14 protein-coding genes are annotated in these 16,489 nt (G+C 57.7%); 12 read left to right on the top strand and 2 right to left on the bottom strand.

The features are described 5' to 3' along the window. The first annotated feature begins 270 nt into the window (after positions 1 to 270). From sdhC to brnQ, 10 genes are all read left to right on the top strand, one after another. Complete coding sequence (gene sdhC, locus D8U71_RS03305; RefSeq protein WP_016773673.1) at positions 271 to 645, top strand: succinate dehydrogenase, cytochrome b556 subunit; 375 nt, start codon at positions 271 to 273, stop codon at positions 643 to 645. Then, complete coding sequence (gene sdhD, locus D8U71_RS03300; protein WP_008049683.1) at positions 639 to 1,007, top strand: succinate dehydrogenase, hydrophobic membrane anchor protein; 369 nt, start codon at positions 639 to 641, stop codon at positions 1,005 to 1,007. The genes sdhC and sdhD overlap by 7 nt, the downstream gene beginning before the upstream one ends. Before the next feature lie 3 nt (positions 1,008 to 1,010). Next, on the top strand, positions 1,011 to 2,783 hold the full coding sequence (gene sdhA, locus D8U71_RS03295; protein WP_024012149.1) for a succinate dehydrogenase flavoprotein subunit: 1,773 nt from the start codon (positions 1,011 to 1,013) through the stop codon (positions 2,781 to 2,783). Positions 2,784 to 2,794: 11 nt separating this feature from the next. After that, positions 2,795 to 3,499, top strand: a complete 705-nt coding sequence (locus D8U71_RS03290; protein ID WP_016773675.1) for a succinate dehydrogenase iron-sulfur subunit — start codon at positions 2,795 to 2,797, stop codon at positions 3,497 to 3,499. A 251-nt stretch (positions 3,500 to 3,750) separates the two neighbouring features. After that, complete coding sequence (locus tag D8U71_RS03285) at positions 3,751 to 6,582, top strand: 2-oxoglutarate dehydrogenase E1 component (protein WP_041479560.1); 2,832 nt, start codon at positions 3,751 to 3,753, stop codon at positions 6,580 to 6,582. Positions 6,583 to 6,626: 44 nt separating this feature from the next. Continuing rightward, positions 6,627 to 7,853 carry a 2-oxoglutarate dehydrogenase complex dihydrolipoyllysine-residue succinyltransferase gene (gene odhB, locus D8U71_RS03280; protein WP_125927004.1) on the top strand — a complete coding sequence of 409 codons (1,227 nt, stop codon included), beginning with the start codon at positions 6,627 to 6,629 and terminating at the stop codon, positions 7,851 to 7,853. A gap of 108 nt (positions 7,854 to 7,961) precedes the next feature. Next, complete coding sequence (gene lpdA, locus D8U71_RS03275; protein ID WP_016773678.1) at positions 7,962 to 9,398, top strand: dihydrolipoyl dehydrogenase; 1,437 nt, start codon at positions 7,962 to 7,964, stop codon at positions 9,396 to 9,398. Between the two features lie 182 nt (positions 9,399 to 9,580). After that, positions 9,581 to 10,747, top strand: a complete 1,167-nt coding sequence (gene sucC, locus D8U71_RS03270; protein ID WP_016773679.1) for an ADP-forming succinate--CoA ligase subunit beta — start codon at positions 9,581 to 9,583, stop codon at positions 10,745 to 10,747. Then, positions 10,747 to 11,631: a succinate--CoA ligase subunit alpha gene (gene sucD / locus D8U71_RS03265; protein ID WP_016773680.1), complete on the top strand. Its 885-nt coding sequence runs from the start codon at positions 10,747 to 10,749 to the stop codon at positions 11,629 to 11,631. Before sucC ends, sucD begins: the two co-directional genes overlap by 1 nt. A 482-nt stretch (positions 11,632 to 12,113) precedes the next feature. After that, complete coding sequence (gene brnQ, locus D8U71_RS03260; RefSeq protein ID WP_016773681.1) at positions 12,114 to 13,427, top strand: branched-chain amino acid transport system II carrier protein; 1,314 nt, start codon at positions 12,114 to 12,116, stop codon at positions 13,425 to 13,427. Between the two features lie 96 nt (positions 13,428 to 13,523). Here brnQ and D8U71_RS03255 read toward each other — a convergent pair whose 3' ends face one another. Next, a complete protein-coding gene (locus tag D8U71_RS03255; RefSeq protein WP_130887152.1) occupies positions 13,524 to 14,753 on the bottom strand; it encodes a hypothetical protein in 1,230 nt (409 codons plus the stop codon). A 232-nt stretch (positions 14,754 to 14,985) separates the two neighbouring features. Here D8U71_RS03255 and D8U71_RS03250 point away from each other — a divergent pair, with 232 nt between their 5' ends. Beyond that, entirely contained in the window at positions 14,986 to 15,723 is a 738-nt protein-coding gene (locus tag D8U71_RS03250; RefSeq protein WP_016773682.1) for a DUF599 family protein, read from the top strand. Beyond that, positions 15,723 to 16,124: an MAPEG family protein gene (locus D8U71_RS03245; RefSeq protein WP_016773683.1), complete on the top strand. Its 402-nt coding sequence runs from the start codon at positions 15,723 to 15,725 to the stop codon at positions 16,122 to 16,124. Before D8U71_RS03250 ends, D8U71_RS03245 begins: the two co-directional genes overlap by 1 nt. A gap of 62 nt (positions 16,125 to 16,186) precedes the next feature. On the opposite strand, the gene D8U71_RS03240 is transcribed toward D8U71_RS03245, so the two are convergent. Continuing rightward, positions 16,187 to 16,423 carry a hypothetical protein gene (locus tag D8U71_RS03240; protein ID WP_007959016.1) on the bottom strand — a complete coding sequence of 79 codons (237 nt, stop codon included), beginning with the start codon at positions 16,421 to 16,423 and terminating at the stop codon, positions 16,187 to 16,189. Positions 16,424 to 16,489: the final 66 nt, after the last annotated feature.

Below are 16,489 nucleotides of genomic sequence, written 5' to 3'. Positions count from 1 at the left end.
AAGTCTTGCTCCAGAAGGCTTTAAGCCGACTTTTTCCTCGAAATTGCCTGCCATTTACGCCTTTTATGCAACTTGTGCAATCCGCTATTGGGGGTAGGTGAACGCGTTGTCATTAGTAGCCTAACTGTCTATACTCGGCCACCGACCGCCAAGGGCTTTTGGGCTTGCTTTCATTGGGGGTCGCATCCCTGGGTGGTGGTTACCTGACCAGTGCACTCCCCAACAACTTTGCCCTGATTGTTAGGGGCTCTTCAGTGTGAAAAAAAAGCCGTGAAAAGCCAACGACCTGTAAACCTAGACCTAAGGACCATCAAACTCCCAGTCACTGCTTACACGTCCATTCTTCACCGTATCTCCGGTGTCATCCTCTTCGTGTGCCTTGCCATCATGCTTTACGCATTGGACAAGTCGCTGAGCTCCGAGGAAGGCTTCGGTCAGGTGAAAGCGTGTCTGACCAGTCCGCTAGCCAAGCTAGTGATTTGGGGCATCCTGTCCGCTCTGCTGTATCACCTGGTAGCCGGTGTGCGCCACTTGATCATGGACATGGGCATCGGTGAGACGCTGGAAGGCGGCAAACTGGGCTCGAAAATCGTTATCGCCGTTTCCGTGGTGGTAATCGTTCTGGCAGGAGTCTGGATATGGTAACTAACGTCACTAACCTGTCGCGTTCGGGCCTCTATGACTGGATGGCACAGCGTGTGTCTGCGGTCGTTCTCGCGGCTTACTTCATCTTTCTGATCGGATACATCGTCGCCAATCCTGGCCTCGAGTATGCCCAGTGGCATGAACTGTTCGCTCACAACGGAATGCGTATTTTCAGCCTGCTGGCCCTTGTTGCTCTGGGCGCTCACGCCTGGGTCGGCATGTGGACCATCGCGACCGACTACCTGACGCCAATGGCGTTCGGCAAGTCCGCAACGGCGATACGTTTCCTTTTCCAGGCAGTATGCGGCGTTGCGATGTTCGCTTACTTCGTCTGGGGTGTGCAGATTCTCTGGGGTATCTGATTCATGGCTAACATTCCAACGATTTCTTTCGACGCCATCATTATTGGTGGTGGCGGTGCCGGCATGCGCGCTGCGCTGCAGCTGGCACAGGGCGGCCACAAGACTGCGGTGATCACCAAGGTTTTCCCGACCCGTTCGCACACTGTGTCCGCGCAGGGCGGCATCACGTGCGCCATCGCTTCCGCCGACCCGAACGATGACTGGCGCTGGCACATGTACGATACCGTCAAGGGTTCCGACTACATCGGTGACCAGGACGCTATCGAATACATGTGTCAGGAAGGCCCGGCTGCCGTGTTCGAGCTGGACCACATGGGTCTGCCGTTCTCGCGTACCGAGCAAGGCCGCATCTATCAGCGTCCGTTCGGTGGCCAGTCCAAGGACTATGGCAAGGGCGGTCAGGCTGCACGTACCTGCGCTGCGTCCGACCGTACCGGTCACGCGCTGCTGCACACGCTTTATCAGGGCAACCTGAAAGCCGGTACCACGTTCCTCAACGAGTACTACGCTGTTGATCTGGTGAAAAACCAGGAAGGCGAATTCGTTGGTGTGATCGCGATCTGCATCGAAACCGGCGAAACCTCCTACATCCGTGCCAAGGCCACCGTTCTGGCCACTGGCGGTGCAGGCCGTATCTACGCGTCCACCACCAACGCCCTGATCAACACCGGTGACGGCGTCGGCATGGCTCTGCGTGCTGGCGTGCCGGTACAAGACATCGAAATGTGGCAGTTCCACCCGACCGGTATCGCCGGCGCCGGTGTACTGGTTACCGAAGGTTGCCGTGGTGAAGGTGGTTACCTGATCAACAAGCACGGCGAGCGTTTCATGGAGCGTTATGCTCCGAACGCGAAAGACCTTGCAGGTCGTGACGTGGTTGCCCGTTCGATGGTCAAGGAAATCATCGCCGGCAACGGTTGCGGTCCGAATGGCGACCACGTGATGCTCAAACTCGACCACCTGGGCGAGGAAGTGCTGCACAGCCGTCTGCCAGGCATCTGCGAACTGTCGAAGACTTTCGCCCACGTTGACCCGGTCGTTGCTCCGGTTCCGGTTGTGCCGACCTGCCACTACATGATGGGCGGCGTTGCCACCAACATTCATGGCCAGGCGATCACCCAGAACGCCGAAGGTCAGGACCAGATCATTCCTGGCCTGTTCGCGGTAGGCGAAGTGGCTTGCGTATCGGTACACGGTGCGAACCGTCTGGGCGGCAACTCGCTGCTCGACCTGGTGGTCTTCGGTCGCGCTGCCGGTCTGCACCTGGAAAAGGCGTTGACCGATGGCATCGAATACGACGACGCTACCGAGTCCGACATCGAAGCTGCACTGTCGCGTCTGAACGCGCTGAATAACCGTACCGACGGTGAAGACGTTGCCACCCTGCGTCGCGAGCTGCAAAGCTGCATGCAGAACTACTTCGGTGTATTCCGTACCGGCGAATACATGCAGAAGGGCATCGCTCAGCTGGCCGATCTGCGCAAGCGTATCGCCAACGTGAAGATCAACGACAAGTCGCAAGCGTTCAACACTGCACGTATCGAAGCGCTGGAACTGCAGAACCTGCTGGAAGTGGCTGAAGCTACCGCCATCGCGGCCGAAGTACGTAAAGAGTCCCGCGGCGCTCACGCCCGTGAAGACTTCGAAGACCGTGATGACGAAAACTGGCTGTGCCACACCCTGTACTTCCCGGGTGACAAGCGCGTCACCAAGCGTGCCGTGAACTTCTCGCCGAAGACTGTTCCGACTTTCGAACCTAAAGTCCGGACTTATTAAGGGTGACCGCCATGTTGCAAGTCAGTGTTTATCGCTACAACCCTGATCAGGACGCCGCGCCGTTCATGCAGGATTTCCAGGTCGATACCGGTGGTAAAGACCTGATGGTGCTGGACGTGCTGGCCCTGATCAAAGAGCAGGACGAAGGTTTCTCCTATCGTCGCTCCTGCCGTGAAGGCGTCTGCGGCTCCGACGGCATGAACATCAACGGCAAGAACGGTCTGGCCTGCATCACGCCGCTGTCTGCCGTTGTAAAAGGCAACAAGCTGATCGTTCGTCCACTGCCAGGTTTGCCGGTTATCCGTGACCTGGTCGTCGATATGAGCATCTTCTACAAGCAATACGAGAAGGTGAAGCCTTACCTGCAGAACGACACGCCGGCTCCGGCCATCGAGCGTCTGCAGTCGCCAGAGGAGCGCGAAAAGCTCGACGGTCTGTACGAGTGCATCCTGTGCGCCTGCTGCTCGACCTCTTGCCCGTCCTTCTGGTGGAACCCGGACAAGTTCCTGGGTCCTGCTGCGCTGCTGCAAGCCTACCGCTTCCTGGCAGACAGCCGCGACACCAAGACCAGCGAGCGTCTGGCTTCACTTGACGACCCGTTCAGCGTTTTCCGCTGCCGGGGCATCATGAACTGCGTCAACGTATGTCCGAAAGGCCTGAACCCGACTAAGGCCATCGGTCACATCCGTAACATGCTGCTTTCGAGCGGCGTGTGATTCAGCTGCTGTAACCGTTGCACCGTAGAGGCTGTGGCGCGGGCTTCAACCCGCGTCATGGCTATAACCAGAGCAGTAGCCATAAGCTGCAGCTCTTCTTTTGAAGAAATGAGACAAGCAGGGGCATCCGGGCTGGTACCCGGACTATCAGTGTGATCCTAGGTGGCTTGTTTTAGTCGCTGCATTCGGACTTCTGCAAGTTTGCTCGGTGTCGACACCGATGGTGTTCCCCTAACCGAGGGTGACCAAGCATGCAAGAAAGCGTGATGCAGCGCATGTGGAACAGCGCCTACCTTTCAGGTGGAAACGCTGCCTATGTGGAAGAGCTTTATGAGCTCTACCTGCACGACCCTAACGCTGTGCCAGAAGAGTGGCGCACCTACTTTCAGAAGTTGCCAGCCGACGGCAACTCTGCCACTGATGTTTCGCACTCGACGATTCGCGATCATTTCGTGCTGCTGGCAAAGAACCAGCGCCGCGCCCAACCGGTTTCCGCCGGCAGCGTGAGCAGTGAGCACGAGAAGAAGCAAGTCGAAGTGCTGCGATTGATCCAGGCCTACCGTATGCGTGGCCACCAGGCAGCCCAGCTTGACCCGCTGGGACTGTGGCAGCGTCCTGCACCTGCAGACCTGTCGATCAATCATTACGGCTTGACCAATGCCGATCTTGATACGACCTTCCGTGCCGGCGACCTGTTCATCGGCAAAGAGGAAGCGAGCCTACGCGAAATTCACGAAGCGTTGCAGCAGACATATTGCCGCACCATCGGCGCTGAATTCACGCACATCACCGATTCCGAGCAGCGCCAGTGGTTCCAGCAGCGTCTGGAAAGCGTGCGTGGTCGTCCGACGTACTCCGCCGACATCAAGAGCCACCTGCTTGAGCGCGTGACTGCCGGTGAAGGCCTGGAAAAATACCTGGGCACCAAATACCCGGGCACCAAGCGTTTCGGTCTGGAAGGCGGCGAAAGCCTGATTCCGATGCTCGACGAACTGATCCAGCGTTCCGGCTCGTACGGCACCAAGGAAGTCGTCATCGGCATGGCCCACCGTGGCCGTCTGAACGTTCTGGTCAACACCTTCGGCAAGAACCCGCGCGAGCTGTTCGACGAGTTCGAAGGCAAGAAGAAGGTCGAGCTGGGTTCCGGTGACGTTAAATACCACCAGGGCTTCTCGTCCAACGTGATGACCACCGGCGGTGAAGTTCACCTCGCCATGGCATTCAACCCGTCCCACCTGGAAATCGTTTCCCCGGTGGTCGAAGGTTCGGTGCGCGCCCGTCAGGACCGTCGCAACGACCTGACCGGTGAGAAAGTTCTGCCGATCTCCATCCACGGTGACGCGGCATTCGCCGGTCAGGGCGTGGTCATGGAAACCTTCCAGATGTCGCAGACCCGCGGTTTCAAGACCGGCGGTACCGTGCACATCGTGATCAACAACCAGGTTGGTTTCACCATCAGCAACCCGCTGGACTCGCGCTCCACCGAGTACGCCACCGACGTTGCCAAGATGATCCAGGCGCCGATCCTCCATGTGAATGGTGATGATCCGGAAGCCGTGCTGTTCGTGACCCAACTGGCCATCGACTACCGCATGCAGTTCAAGCGTGACGTGGTGATCGATCTGGTCTGCTACCGTCGTCGCGGCCACAACGAGGCCGACGAGCCAAGCGGCACCCAGCCCCTGATGTATCAGCAGATCACCAAGCAGCGCACCACCCGTGAGCTGTACGCTGATCGCCTGACCCAGGCCGGTGTGCTCGACGCTGAACGTGTTCAGGCCAAGGTCGACGAATACCGCAACGCGCTGGACAACGGTCTGCACGTGGTGAAATCGCTGGTCAAAGAGCCGAACAAAGAACTGTTCGTCGACTGGCGTCCGTACCTGGGCCACGCCTGGACCGCGCGTCACGACACGCGTTTCGATCTCAAGACCCTGCAAGAACTGTCCGCCAAGCTGCTGGAAATTCCGGAAGGCTTCGTCGTTCAGCGTCAGGTCGCGAAGATCTACGAAGACCGTCAGAAGATGCAAGCCGGCGGCCTGCCGATCAACTGGGGTTACGCCGAAACCATGGCGTACGCGACCCTGGCGTTCGAAGGTCACCCGATCCGCATGACCGGTCAGGACATCGGCCGCGGTACGTTCTCGCACCGTCACGCTGTGTTGCACAACCAGAAAGACGCGGGCACCTACATTCCGCTGCAGAACCTGTACGACGGTCAGCCACGTTTCGACCTGTACGACTCGTTCCTCTCGGAAGAAGCGGTACTGGCATTCGAATACGGTTACTCGACCACCACGCCAAACGCGCTGGTGATCTGGGAAGCCCAGTTCGGCGACTTCGCCAACGGTGCTCAGGTCGTGATCGACCAGTTCATCACCAGCGGCGAGCACAAATGGGGCCGTCTCTGCGGTCTGACCATGCTGCTGCCACACGGTTACGAAGGCCAAGGCCCTGAGCACAGCTCGGCACGTCTTGAGCGTTACCTGCAGCTGTGCGCCGAGCACAACATTCAGGTGTGCATGCCGACCACGCCAGCGCAGATCTACCACTTGCTGCGTCGTCAGGTGATCCGTCCGCTGCGCAAGCCGCTGGTCGTGCTGACGCCGAAGTCGCTGCTGCGCCACAAGCTGGCCATCTCGACACTGGAAGATCTGGCCGAAGGTTCGTTCCAGACCGTGATCCCGGAAATCGACGCACTGGACCCGAAAAAGGTCGAGCGCGTGGTTCTGTGCAGCGGCAAGGTCTACTACGACCTGCTGGAAAAACGCCGTGCCGAAGGCCGCGAAGATATCGCCATCGTGCGTATCGAGCAGCTGTATCCGTTCCCTGAGGACGACTTGAAAGAAGTCCTGGCTCCGTACACCAACGTCAAACACGCCGTTTGGTGTCAGGAAGAGCCGATGAACCAGGGTGCCTGGTACTGCAGCCAGCATCACTTGCGTCGCAGCATCGCCAACCTCGACAAGACTCTCGTACTCGAGTACGCGGGCCGTGAGGCTTCGGCTGCGCCAGCTTGTGGTTACGCATCGATGCACGCCGAGCAGCAGGAAAAACTGCTGCAAGATGCTTTCACTGTTTAACGCCTTCGCGCTGACTGAAACCGAATTTTAAGGACCCACAGATAATGGCTATCGAAATCAAAGCCCCGTCATTCCCGGAATCGGTTGCCGATGGCACCGTTGCCACCTGGCACAAGAAACCAGGTGAGGCCGTCAAGCGTGACGACCTGATCGTCGACATCGAAACCGACAAAGTCGTGCTCGAAGTGTTGGCTGAAGCAGACGGCGTGCTGGGCGCAATCGTTGCCGAAGAGGGCGCTACCGTTCTGTCGAACCAGGTCCTGGGCTCGATCGAAGAGGGCGGCGCTGCTGCTGCCGCTCCTGCCGCCGCTGCTGCTCCGGCTGCTACTGCCACTGCCGCACCGGCTGCTGCCGATGGCGAAGATGACCCGATCGCAGCTCCTGCCGCGCGCAAGCTGGCTGAAGAGAACGGCATCAACATCGCTTCCGTTGCCGGCACCGGCAAGGGCGGTCGTGTGACCAAGGAAGACGTGGTAGCAGCAGTTGCTGCGAAGAAAGCCGCTCCGGCTGCCGCGCCTGCCAAGGCTGCTGCTCCTTCGGCTGCTGCGCCTGTGTTCGCTGCTGGCGACCGCATCGAGAAGCGCGTACCGATGACTCGCGTACGTGCCACCGTGGCCAAGCGTCTGGTTGAAGCCCAGTCGAACATGGCGATGCTGACCACGTTCAACGAAGTCGACATGACCGAAGTCATGGCCCTGCGTTCGAAGTACAAGGACCTGTTCGAGAAGTCCCACAACGGCGTACGCCTGGGCTTCATGTCGTTCTTCGTGAAAGCGGCCACCGAAGCGCTGAAACGCTTCCCGGCTGTCAACGCGTCGATCGACGGCGGCGACATCGTTTACCACGGCTATGCGGACATCGGCGTTGCCGTTTCCAGCGACCGTGGCCTGGTGGTACCGGTTCTGCGTAACGCCGAGCTGATGAGCCTGGCTGAAATCGAAGGCGGCATCGCAACATTTGGCAAGAAAGCCCGTGACGGCAAACTGTCGATGGACGAGATGACCGGTGGTACCTTCACCATCACCAACGGTGGTACCTTCGGTTCGATGATGTCGACACCGATCGTCAACCCGCCGCAGGCAGCGATTCTGGGCATGCACAACATCATCCAGCGTCCGATGGCCATCAACGGTCAGGTCGTGATCCGTCCGATGATGTACCTGGCTCTGTCCTACGATCACCGCCTGATCGATGGCAAAGAAGCTGTGACCTTCCTGGTGACCATCAAGAACCTGCTGGAAGATCCGGCTCGTCTGTTGCTGGATATCTAAAAAGCAGCTGCAAGCTTTCAGCTACAAGCCTCAAGCTCAAGGCGAGCGGGTGGGCTTGCAGCTTGAAGCTTGCGGCTTGTAGCTTTATTGCTAAAGAGGATTTTTTGAATGTCGCAGAAATTTGACGTAGTAGTGATCGGTGCCGGCCCTGGTGGCTATGTAGCGGCCATCAAGGCTGCTCAGTTGGGCCTGACCACTGCCTGCATCGAGAAGTACACCGACGCAGAGGGCAAGCAAGCCCTGGGCGGTACCTGCCTGAACGTGGGTTGCATTCCTTCCAAGGCGCTGCTCGACAGCTCGTGGAAATACAAGGAAGCCAAAGAGAGCTTCAACGTTCACGGTATCTCGACCGGCGAAGTCAAAATGGACGTCGCTGCGATGGTTGGCCGCAAGGCTGGCATCGTCAAGAACCTGACCGGCGGCGTTGCCACCCTGTTCAAGGCCAACGGCGTTACTTCGATCCAGGGCCACGGCAAGCTGCTGGCCGGCAAGAAAGTCGAAGTCACCAAGCCGGACGGTTCGGTTGAAGTCATCGAAGCGGAAAACGTCATCCTCGCGCCAGGTTCGCGTCCGATCGACATTCCACCGGCTCCGGTTGACCAGAAAGTCATCGTCGATTCGACTGGCGCTCTGGAATTCCAGTCCGTACCTAAACGTCTGGGCGTGATCGGCGCTGGCGTGATCGGTCTGGAGCTGGGTTCGGTATGGTCGCGTCTGGGTGCAGAAGTGACTGTTCTCGAAGCACTGGACACTTTCCTGATGGCAGCGGACACCGCTGTTTCCAAGGAAGCGCTGAAAACCCTGACCAAACAGGGTCTGGACATCAAGCTGGGCGCTCGCGTTACCGGTTCGAAAGTCAACGGCGAAGAAGTCGTCGTCAACTACACCGATGCCAACGGCGAACAGACCATCACTTTCGACAAGCTGATCGTAGCCGTTGGTCGCCGTCCGGTGACCACTGATCTGCTGTCTGCCGACTGCGGCGTGGAAATCGACGAGCGCGGTTTCATCGCGGTCGATGACCATTGCGTCACAGCTGTACCGGGCGTCTTCGCCATCGGTGACGTGGTTCGCGGCATGATGCTGGCCCACAAGGCCTCGGAAGAAGGCATCATGGTTGTCGAGCGCATCAAGGGCCACAAGGCTCAGATGAACTATGATTTGATCCCTTCGGTTATTTATACTCACCCGGAAATCGCGTGGGTTGGCAAAACCGAGCAGGCGCTGAAGGCCGAAGGCGTTGAAGTCAACGTCGGCACCTTCCCGTTCGCCGCTTCCGGCCGTGCCATGGCTGCCAACGATACCGGTGGTTTCGTCAAGGTCATCGCCGATGCCAAGACCGACCGCGTATTGGGCGTGCACGTGATTGGCCCGAGCGCTGCAGAACTGGTTCAGCAGGGCGCGATCGGTATGGAATTCGGCACCAGCGCTGAAGACCTGGGCATGATGGTTTTCTCCCATCCGACCCTGTCCGAAGCCTTGCACGAAGCTGCTCTGGCAGTGAATGGCGGCGCCATTCACATTGCCAACCGCAAGAAGCGTTAAGACATAATAAGAAACCACGGCGGTAGCGGCCCGTCGTGAGCCTTGCGAGCAAGACTCACCGCGGAATGTCCGCCGGACGCAGTCTTGCGTAGCCCAGCTACGCAAGCAGCAGTCACAGGTGGCGCGGCACTCAAACGAGCGCAGCGCCGAATGCGCAGTACCTAACGAAGACGGTAAAAAGCATGAATCTTCACGAGTATCAGGGTAAGCAGCTGTTCGCTGAATACGGCCTGCCAGTTTCCACTGGTTATGCAGTAGACACCCCGGAAGCAGCAGCAGAAGCTTGCGACAAGATCGGCGGCAACGAGTGGGTCGTCAAAGCCCAGGTTCACGCCGGTGGTCGCGGTAAAGCGGGCGGCGTAAAGCTGGTTCGCAGCAAAGAAGACGCCAAAGCCTTCGCACAGCAGTGGCTGGGCAAGCGTCTGGTGACTTACCAGACTGACGCCAATGGCCAGCCAGTCACCAAGATCCTGGTTGAATCGTGCACTGATATCGCTAAAGAGCTGTACCTGGGCGCTGTCGTTGACCGTTCGAGCCGTCGCATCGTGTTCATGGCTTCCACCGAAGGTGGCGTGGACATCGAGAAAATCGCTCACGACACTCCAGAAAAAATTCTCAAGGCCACTATCGATCCACTGGTTGGCGCTCAGCCATCCCAGGGTCGCGAGCTGGCATTCCAGCTGGGTCTGGAAGGCAAGCAGGTCACTCAGTTCGCCAAGATCTTCGTAGGTCTGGCCAAGCTGTTCAAAGACCACGACCTGGCTCTGCTGGAAGTGAACCCGCTGGTGATCAAGGCTGACGGCGATCTGCACTGCCTCGACGCGAAGATCAACATCGACGCCAACGCCATGTATCGTCAGCCCAAGCTGAAGGCTTTCCACGATCCGTCGCAGGACGATCCGCGCGAAGCGCACGCTGCCAAGTTCGAACTGAACTACGTAGCCCTGGAAGGCAACATCGGCTGCATGGTCAACGGTGCCGGTCTGGCCATGGGTACCATGGACATCGTCAACCTGCATGGCGGCAAGCCAGCCAACTTCCTCGACGTAGGTGGTGGCGCTACCAAGGAACGCGTTACTGAAGCGTTCAAGATCATCCTGTCCGACCAGAACGTCGCGGCAGTACTGGTCAACATCTTCGGCGGCATCGTTCGCTGCGACATGATTGCCGAAGGCATCATCGGCGCTGTGAAAGAAGTCGGCGTGAAAATCCCGGTTGTTGTTCGCCTTGAAGGCAACAACGCTGAGCTGGGCGCTAAAGTACTGGCAGAAAGCGGTTTGAACATCATCGCTGCAACCAGCCTGACCGACGCTGCTCAACAAGTTGTCAAAGCTGCGGAGGGCAAATAATGAGCGTCCTGATCAATAAAGACACCAAAGTTATCTGCCAGGGTATTACCGGTTCGCAAGGTAGTTTCCACACCCAGCAAGCCATCGAATACGGCACCAAGATGGTTGGCGGCGTAACTCCGGGCAAAGGCGGCACCGAGCACCTGGGTCTGCCAGTGTTCAACACCGTTAAAGACGCAGTAGCTGCCACTGGCGCTACCGCCAGCGTGATCTACGTTCCGGCTCCGTTCTGCAAGGACTCGATCCTGGAAGCGGCATTCGGCGGCATCAAGCTGATCGTCTGCATCACCGAAGGCATTCCTACCCTGGACATGCTGGACGCCAAAGTTAAGTGCGACGAGCTGGGCGTAGTCCTGATCGGCCCTAACTGCCCAGGCGTGATCACCCCAGGCGAATGCAAGATCGGCATCATGCCAGGTCACATTCACTTGCCAGGCAAGGTCGGTATCGTTTCGCGTTCCGGCACCCTGACCTACGAAGCTGTGAAGCAGACCACTGACGCCGGTTTCGGTCAGTCGACTTGCGTCGGCATCGGCGGTGACCCGATCCCGGGTTCGAACTTCATCGACATCCTGAAGCTGTTCCAGGAAGACCCGAAGACCGAGGCGATCGTGATGATCGGCGAGATCGGCGGTTCGGCTGAAGAAGAAGCGGCTGCCTACATCAAGGCTAACGTGACCAAGCCGGTTGTTTCCTACATCGCTGGTGTGACTGCTCCTCCGGGCAAGCGCATGGGCCATGCTGGCGCAATCATCTCTGGCGGCAAAGGCACTGCAGACGAGAAATTCGCTGCGCTGCAAGACGCAGGCGTTAAAACCGTGCGTTCGCTGGCAGACATCGGCAAGGCCCTGGCCGAGCTGACTGGCTGGGAAGTGAAGAAGTAAGCTTCGGCTGACTTTTTAGCTCCAGCAGCAAAGGCCACCTTCGGGTGGCCTTTGTCGTTTCTGGCGTATGAGAATTTTGAGCGCTGTTGTGGCGAGGGGATTTATCCCCGCTGGGCTGCGAAGCGGCCCCTATGCCAGCGTCCATGATCAGTCAGGCAGTTCCAGCTCGGATTCTTTGGGACTGCTGCGCAGTCCAGCGGGGATAAATCCCCTCGCCACAGGTTTGCTGTGATGAATACGTGTTCTCTGTATGAAAAATAGATATGTAAACGCGACACGGAAACGTCGCGTATCGGATAGTTCGCCCTCCAACAGTGCGTTTGTCAGCCAAATTCGTTAGGCTGGCCGCCATTTTTGCGTCCGCCGCCCACAAGGCAGCCACGCGCTTTAAGGGTCAGTCCCATACGGATCGACAGCATTTCCCTAATCCAACAGGGCAATCCCCCTCTAAATTCCGATTTCAGTAGTGTGGTATTACCTTAATGAAAGTTTTGAAAGGTCAGGACATCCTGGCACTTGGTTTTATGACGTTTGCCCTGTTTGTCGGGGCCGGTAACATCATTTTCCCGCCGATCGTCGGCTTGCAGGCCGGACCTCACGTCTGGATGGCTGCGCTGGGCTTTCTGATTACCGCTGTTGGTTTGCCGGTGGTCACCGTGGTGGCGCTGGCCAAGGTCGGCGGCGCGATGGATGCGCTGAGCAGCCCGATCGGCAAGATCGCCGGCGGTATCCTCGCGGCGGCATGCTATCTGGCCGTTGGTCCGCTGTTCGCCACTCCGCGTACCGCGACCGTTTCCTTCGAAGTGGGTCTGGCGCCATTGACCGGCGAGAGCCCGCTGGCGCTGTTCCTTTACAGTTCGGTGTACTTCCTCTTGGTGTTCTTCATTTCGCTCTACCCTGGGCGTTTGCTGGATACCGTGGGCCGCTTCCTCGCGCCGCTGAAAATCATTGCGCTGGCAGTACTGGGCATCGCCGCGTTCGCCTTGCCGGCGGGTGACATCGGTCACGGCACTCCAGAGTATGTGGCGGCACCGTTTTCCCAAGGCTTCATCAATGGTTACCTGACCATGGATACCCTTGGCGCACTGGTATTCGGCATCGTTATCGTCAACGCGATCCGCTCCCGTGGCGTCGAGTCGCCAGCGCTGATCACCCGTTACGCGATCATTGCCGGGCTGATTGCCGGCGTCGGTCTGGCGCTGGTCTACGTCAGCCTGTTCCGCCTCGGTTCCGGCAGCCATGAAGTCGCGGTCGGCGCCACCAACGGCGCGGCGGTGTTGCATGCCTACGTGCAGCACACCTTCGGTTCGCTGGGCAGTGGTTTCCTTGCGGTGCTGATCTCGCTGGCGTGTCTGGTCACGGCGGTTGGCCTGACCTGTGCCTGTGCTGAGTACTTCAGCCGTGTGCTGCCACTGTCCTACAAGACGCTGGTGATTATCCTCGCAGCGTTCTCGCTGCTGGTCTCCAACCTTGGTCTGACCAAGCTGATTGCTTTCTCGATTCCAGTACTCACCGCGATCTACCCGCCGTGCATCGTTCTGGTCGCGCTGAGCTTCTGCAAGGATTTCTGGCATGAGCACGGGCGCATTCTTGGCCCGGTGATGCTGGTTTCCTTCGTTTTCGGCACCATCGACGCCCTGAAAGGCGCTGGTCTGGCCGACTGGATGCCAACTCAGCTGACCCACCTGCCGCTGAGCGAGCAGGGTCTGGCGTGGCTGGTGCCGTGCGTGATGACCCTGGTGGTGGCCGTGGTCTGCGATCGCCTGCTGGGCAAGCGCAGCGAAGTCACTGCCTGACGGGGTTCGGACCCGCCACAAGTGGGTCAGCCCCGGTTAAACAGAAATGCCCCGTATCAATCGATACGGGGCATTTTTTATCAGAGCTGATAATCCTCAGCCCAGATAACGTACGACCAGAGCTCCCACATTGACGTTGTCGCTGTCACGGCTCAGGAGTATTCGCTTGTCGGGCTGTACTGCCACCGAGATCCATTGCATACCGGGCCCCATAGAGTGAGTTACGTATCCCTTGCCATCTCCAAAGGTTGTGTCCAGTTCACCCGTTGCCAGATAGCGGCAGGCAAGCATTTGCTCCCTGGTTATTTGCCCTGTACTCCCCACCACAACCAAGCCATCCTCAGGCTCTCCACTTAGATCGAACAAAGTGCAACCGTCGGTTAATCCAAGATCAGTGACAACAGGCTTACCCTGATTGAATGCGAGATTTGGTCTACCGTTCGGGTTGTACGCGGCCATCATTGCTTTGCGTCCTTTACCCCAAACGTCGTTAGGAGATGTGTCGACTTGGCCGGCAACAAAGAAGCTGCCGTCAGCACGTAACATCAGGCTTCGTACGCTGGCCGGGTAATCCGATGGAATGTAGACGGTCCCGGTGCCATCATCGCCGAAGTCTTTATGGGGTGTTCCATCGACGTTCAGGCGCACAATCTTTCCTTCTCCAGCCCTCGAACCTGTGACTGTGATTACTCCATCCTCTGCTACTGAAACCGAAGCAATGCCCATTGCAAGATCCAGCCAGCCTTGGTTGTTGAAAGCGGTATCGAAATCTCCTTTCTGATCAAGTCTGAACAGTCGGTCGCTTTGACCGACGAGTATTTTTTCATCAGCAGTCAGTACTAACCTGGTTCTGGATTGCGACTTGATGGAAGCTTCCGGTTTTGGCAATTGCGATTCGGACTGTGGCAGGAAAGGGACGTAAACCGTCCCATCGGGACCGAAATCGCGATCTCTTTGACCATCAGCGAAGAATCTGGCAAGCGCAAATCGGGTTCCTTGGTCCTCATCATATTGATACCCAAAAAGCAGCGCCTTACCGTCTTTATAAAGACAGGCGCCAGTGCCGCTGGCTTGTCCCGCACCTGTAAACGTACCTACGATCAAACCGTTTTCGTTGAAGCCAGTATCGTTAGTACCGTCTGCCAGTAATTGCGCCAAATGAAAACTGGCCTTGCCCTCTACAAAAGTTTGTCCCACGAGAAGGATCTTTCCATCCGGGCGCAAGCCTGCGATGTTCAAAGCCTGGCTTCCCGCAGCAAATGAATCGGCGTACCCCCGGTTGCCAAACGTTGTGTCAATGGGCAGCGCAGCGTTCAAAGGTGTCATGCTCAAATCCTTGTCTGATAGGGAAGCGGTCAGTGTTCTCGTTTGAGAAAACGACCTTATGCCTCGCCATACCCTCGGCGCTACTGTCAGAGTTGACAGGTATAAGCCTTTGAAAGCTGATAGCTGCGGTCTATTTTGAATGTATTTGACTCTTCAATGAGCGTGTCTTTTTACGAGCCAACACGTCGAAACGAAGTGTTCCCTCCATCATTCCTCTTGCTCAGGACAACGAATGTCGTTCATCCAAGCCAATCTGATCCACCTGCTCGCCGCCGTCTGGTTTGTCGTCTGCTGGGGCGGTTACACCCGTTATGCCACCTGGAAGGCCCGTGATACGGCGTGTCTGGCCAGCGTGTTGCACCTTTACCGCGAAGACTGGATGCGCCGCATGCTGCTGCGTGACAACCGCATCGCCGATGCCAGCGTGATCGGCAATCTGGAGCGCAACGCCTCGTTTTTCGCGTCCAGCACGCTGATCATCCTCGCCGGTATTCTCACCGTGCTCGGTGCGTCCGACCGAGCTGTGTCGTTGTTGGCGGATATTCCGATGGTGCAACAGGCCTCGCAAGGCATGTCGGAGATCAAGTTGCTGTGCCTGGCACTGGTGTTCGTCTATGCGTTCTTTACTTTCAGCTGGTGCATGCGCCAATACAACTTCGCGGCGATTCTGGTCGGTTCAGCGCCGATGATCGGCGAGCGCCAAGTGACCGAGCAGGAACGCAAGGCGTTCGCTTCGCGGGCGGCTCGGGTGATTTCGATGGCGGCCAACCAGTTCAACTTCGGCCTGCGCTCTTATTACTTCGGCATGAGCATGCTGGCGTGGTTCGTCAGCCCGTGGCTGTTCATGATCATGAGCGCGGGCGTGGTGGTGGTGTTGTATCGCCGCGAGTTTCATTCCGACGTTCTCGATGTCATGGTCTATACCCCTACAGAGGCGCCCGTCCCTGAGGCAAACAAAGAGGCTGTTTGATGAGTATTCCGTTCTGGTGTGTGTTTATCAGTGCTTTATTGATCTACGTGGCGCGCATGCCGGTGGCCAAGGCCATGAAAGAGCAGGGCGGGTATGACAATCACTTGCCGCGGCAGCAGCAGGCGCAGTTGACTGGCTTCGGTGCGAGGGCGCTGGCGGCCCATCAAAACAGCATCGAGGCCTTCATCCTGTTCGCTGTCGGCGTGCTGATGGCGCACACCACGCAAACCGCGGGTTGGCTGATCGATGCGCTGGCGATCATCTTCGTGATCTCGCGAGTGTTCTATCTGTGGTTCTATCTGGCCGATCTGGCGAAGTTGCGCAGCCTGATGTGGCTAGTTGGCTTCATCTGTTCGTTGTTGCTGATGATTAGTCCGACTTTTAGAACCGTGTTGCTCTAACCGGTAAATCGCAGGCAAAAGAAAACCCGCACTTGGCGGGTTTTCCTTTCACACCACAAAGCTTATTGCTTTTTGGCGGCTTCTTCTTGAGCAGCGGCGTTCGATTCAGCCTGAGCTTTGGCAGCTTCGGCGTTTTCTTTTGCTGCGTCGTTCACTTTATCCTGAGCTTTGTTCATGTCTTGCTGAGCTTGCTCAGCATGTTGGTTGGCATCTTGAGCTTTGTCCTCGGATTTTTTATCGCAGGCAGCGAGACCGAGGGAAGCGGTCAACATCAAGGCAATAGCTAAAGTCTTACGCATGGGGTGTATCTCCTTATGGAAAATAACTACTGGCCTTAAGAACTCGGCGCTACGGGTTAAGTTCCT

Origin of the sequence: Pseudomonas sp. Sample_21, from assembly GCF_004307525.1 — a bacterium.
In the GTDB taxonomy this organism is placed as follows: Bacteria; Pseudomonadota; Gammaproteobacteria; order Pseudomonadales; family Pseudomonadaceae; genus Aquipseudomonas; species Aquipseudomonas atacamensis.
The sequence above is the reverse complement of the archived record's forward strand: the minus strand, read 5'-3'. Positions and strand labels throughout refer to the sequence as shown.

Coding starts and splice junctions, on each gene's coding strand:
- odhB (WP_125927004.1), top strand. CDS start 6,627: ATGGCTATCGAAATCAAAGCCCCGTCATTCCCGGAATCGGTTGCCGAT.
- D8U71_RS03240 (WP_007959016.1), bottom strand. CDS start 16,423: ATGCGTAAGACTTTAGCTATTGCCTTGATGTTGACCGCTTCCCTCGGT.
- sdhD (WP_008049683.1), top strand. CDS start 639: ATGGTAACTAACGTCACTAACCTGTCGCGTTCGGGCCTCTATGACTGG.
- sucC (WP_016773679.1), top strand. CDS start 9,581: ATGAATCTTCACGAGTATCAGGGTAAGCAGCTGTTCGCTGAATACGGC.
- D8U71_RS03285 (WP_041479560.1), top strand. CDS start 3,751: ATGCAAGAAAGCGTGATGCAGCGCATGTGGAACAGCGCCTACCTTTCA.
- D8U71_RS03245 (WP_016773683.1), top strand. CDS start 15,723: ATGAGTATTCCGTTCTGGTGTGTGTTTATCAGTGCTTTATTGATCTAC.
- sdhA (WP_024012149.1), top strand. CDS start 1,011: ATGGCTAACATTCCAACGATTTCTTTCGACGCCATCATTATTGGTGGT.
- brnQ (WP_016773681.1), top strand. CDS start 12,114: ATGAAAGTTTTGAAAGGTCAGGACATCCTGGCACTTGGTTTTATGACG.
- D8U71_RS03250 (WP_016773682.1), top strand. CDS start 14,986: ATGTCGTTCATCCAAGCCAATCTGATCCACCTGCTCGCCGCCGTCTGG.
- D8U71_RS03255 (WP_130887152.1), bottom strand. CDS start 14,753: ATGACACCTTTGAACGCTGCGCTGCCCATTGACACAACGTTTGGCAAC.
- sucD (WP_016773680.1), top strand. CDS start 10,747: ATGAGCGTCCTGATCAATAAAGACACCAAAGTTATCTGCCAGGGTATT.
- D8U71_RS03290 (WP_016773675.1), top strand. CDS start 2,795: ATGTTGCAAGTCAGTGTTTATCGCTACAACCCTGATCAGGACGCCGCG.
- lpdA (WP_016773678.1), top strand. CDS start 7,962: ATGTCGCAGAAATTTGACGTAGTAGTGATCGGTGCCGGCCCTGGTGGC.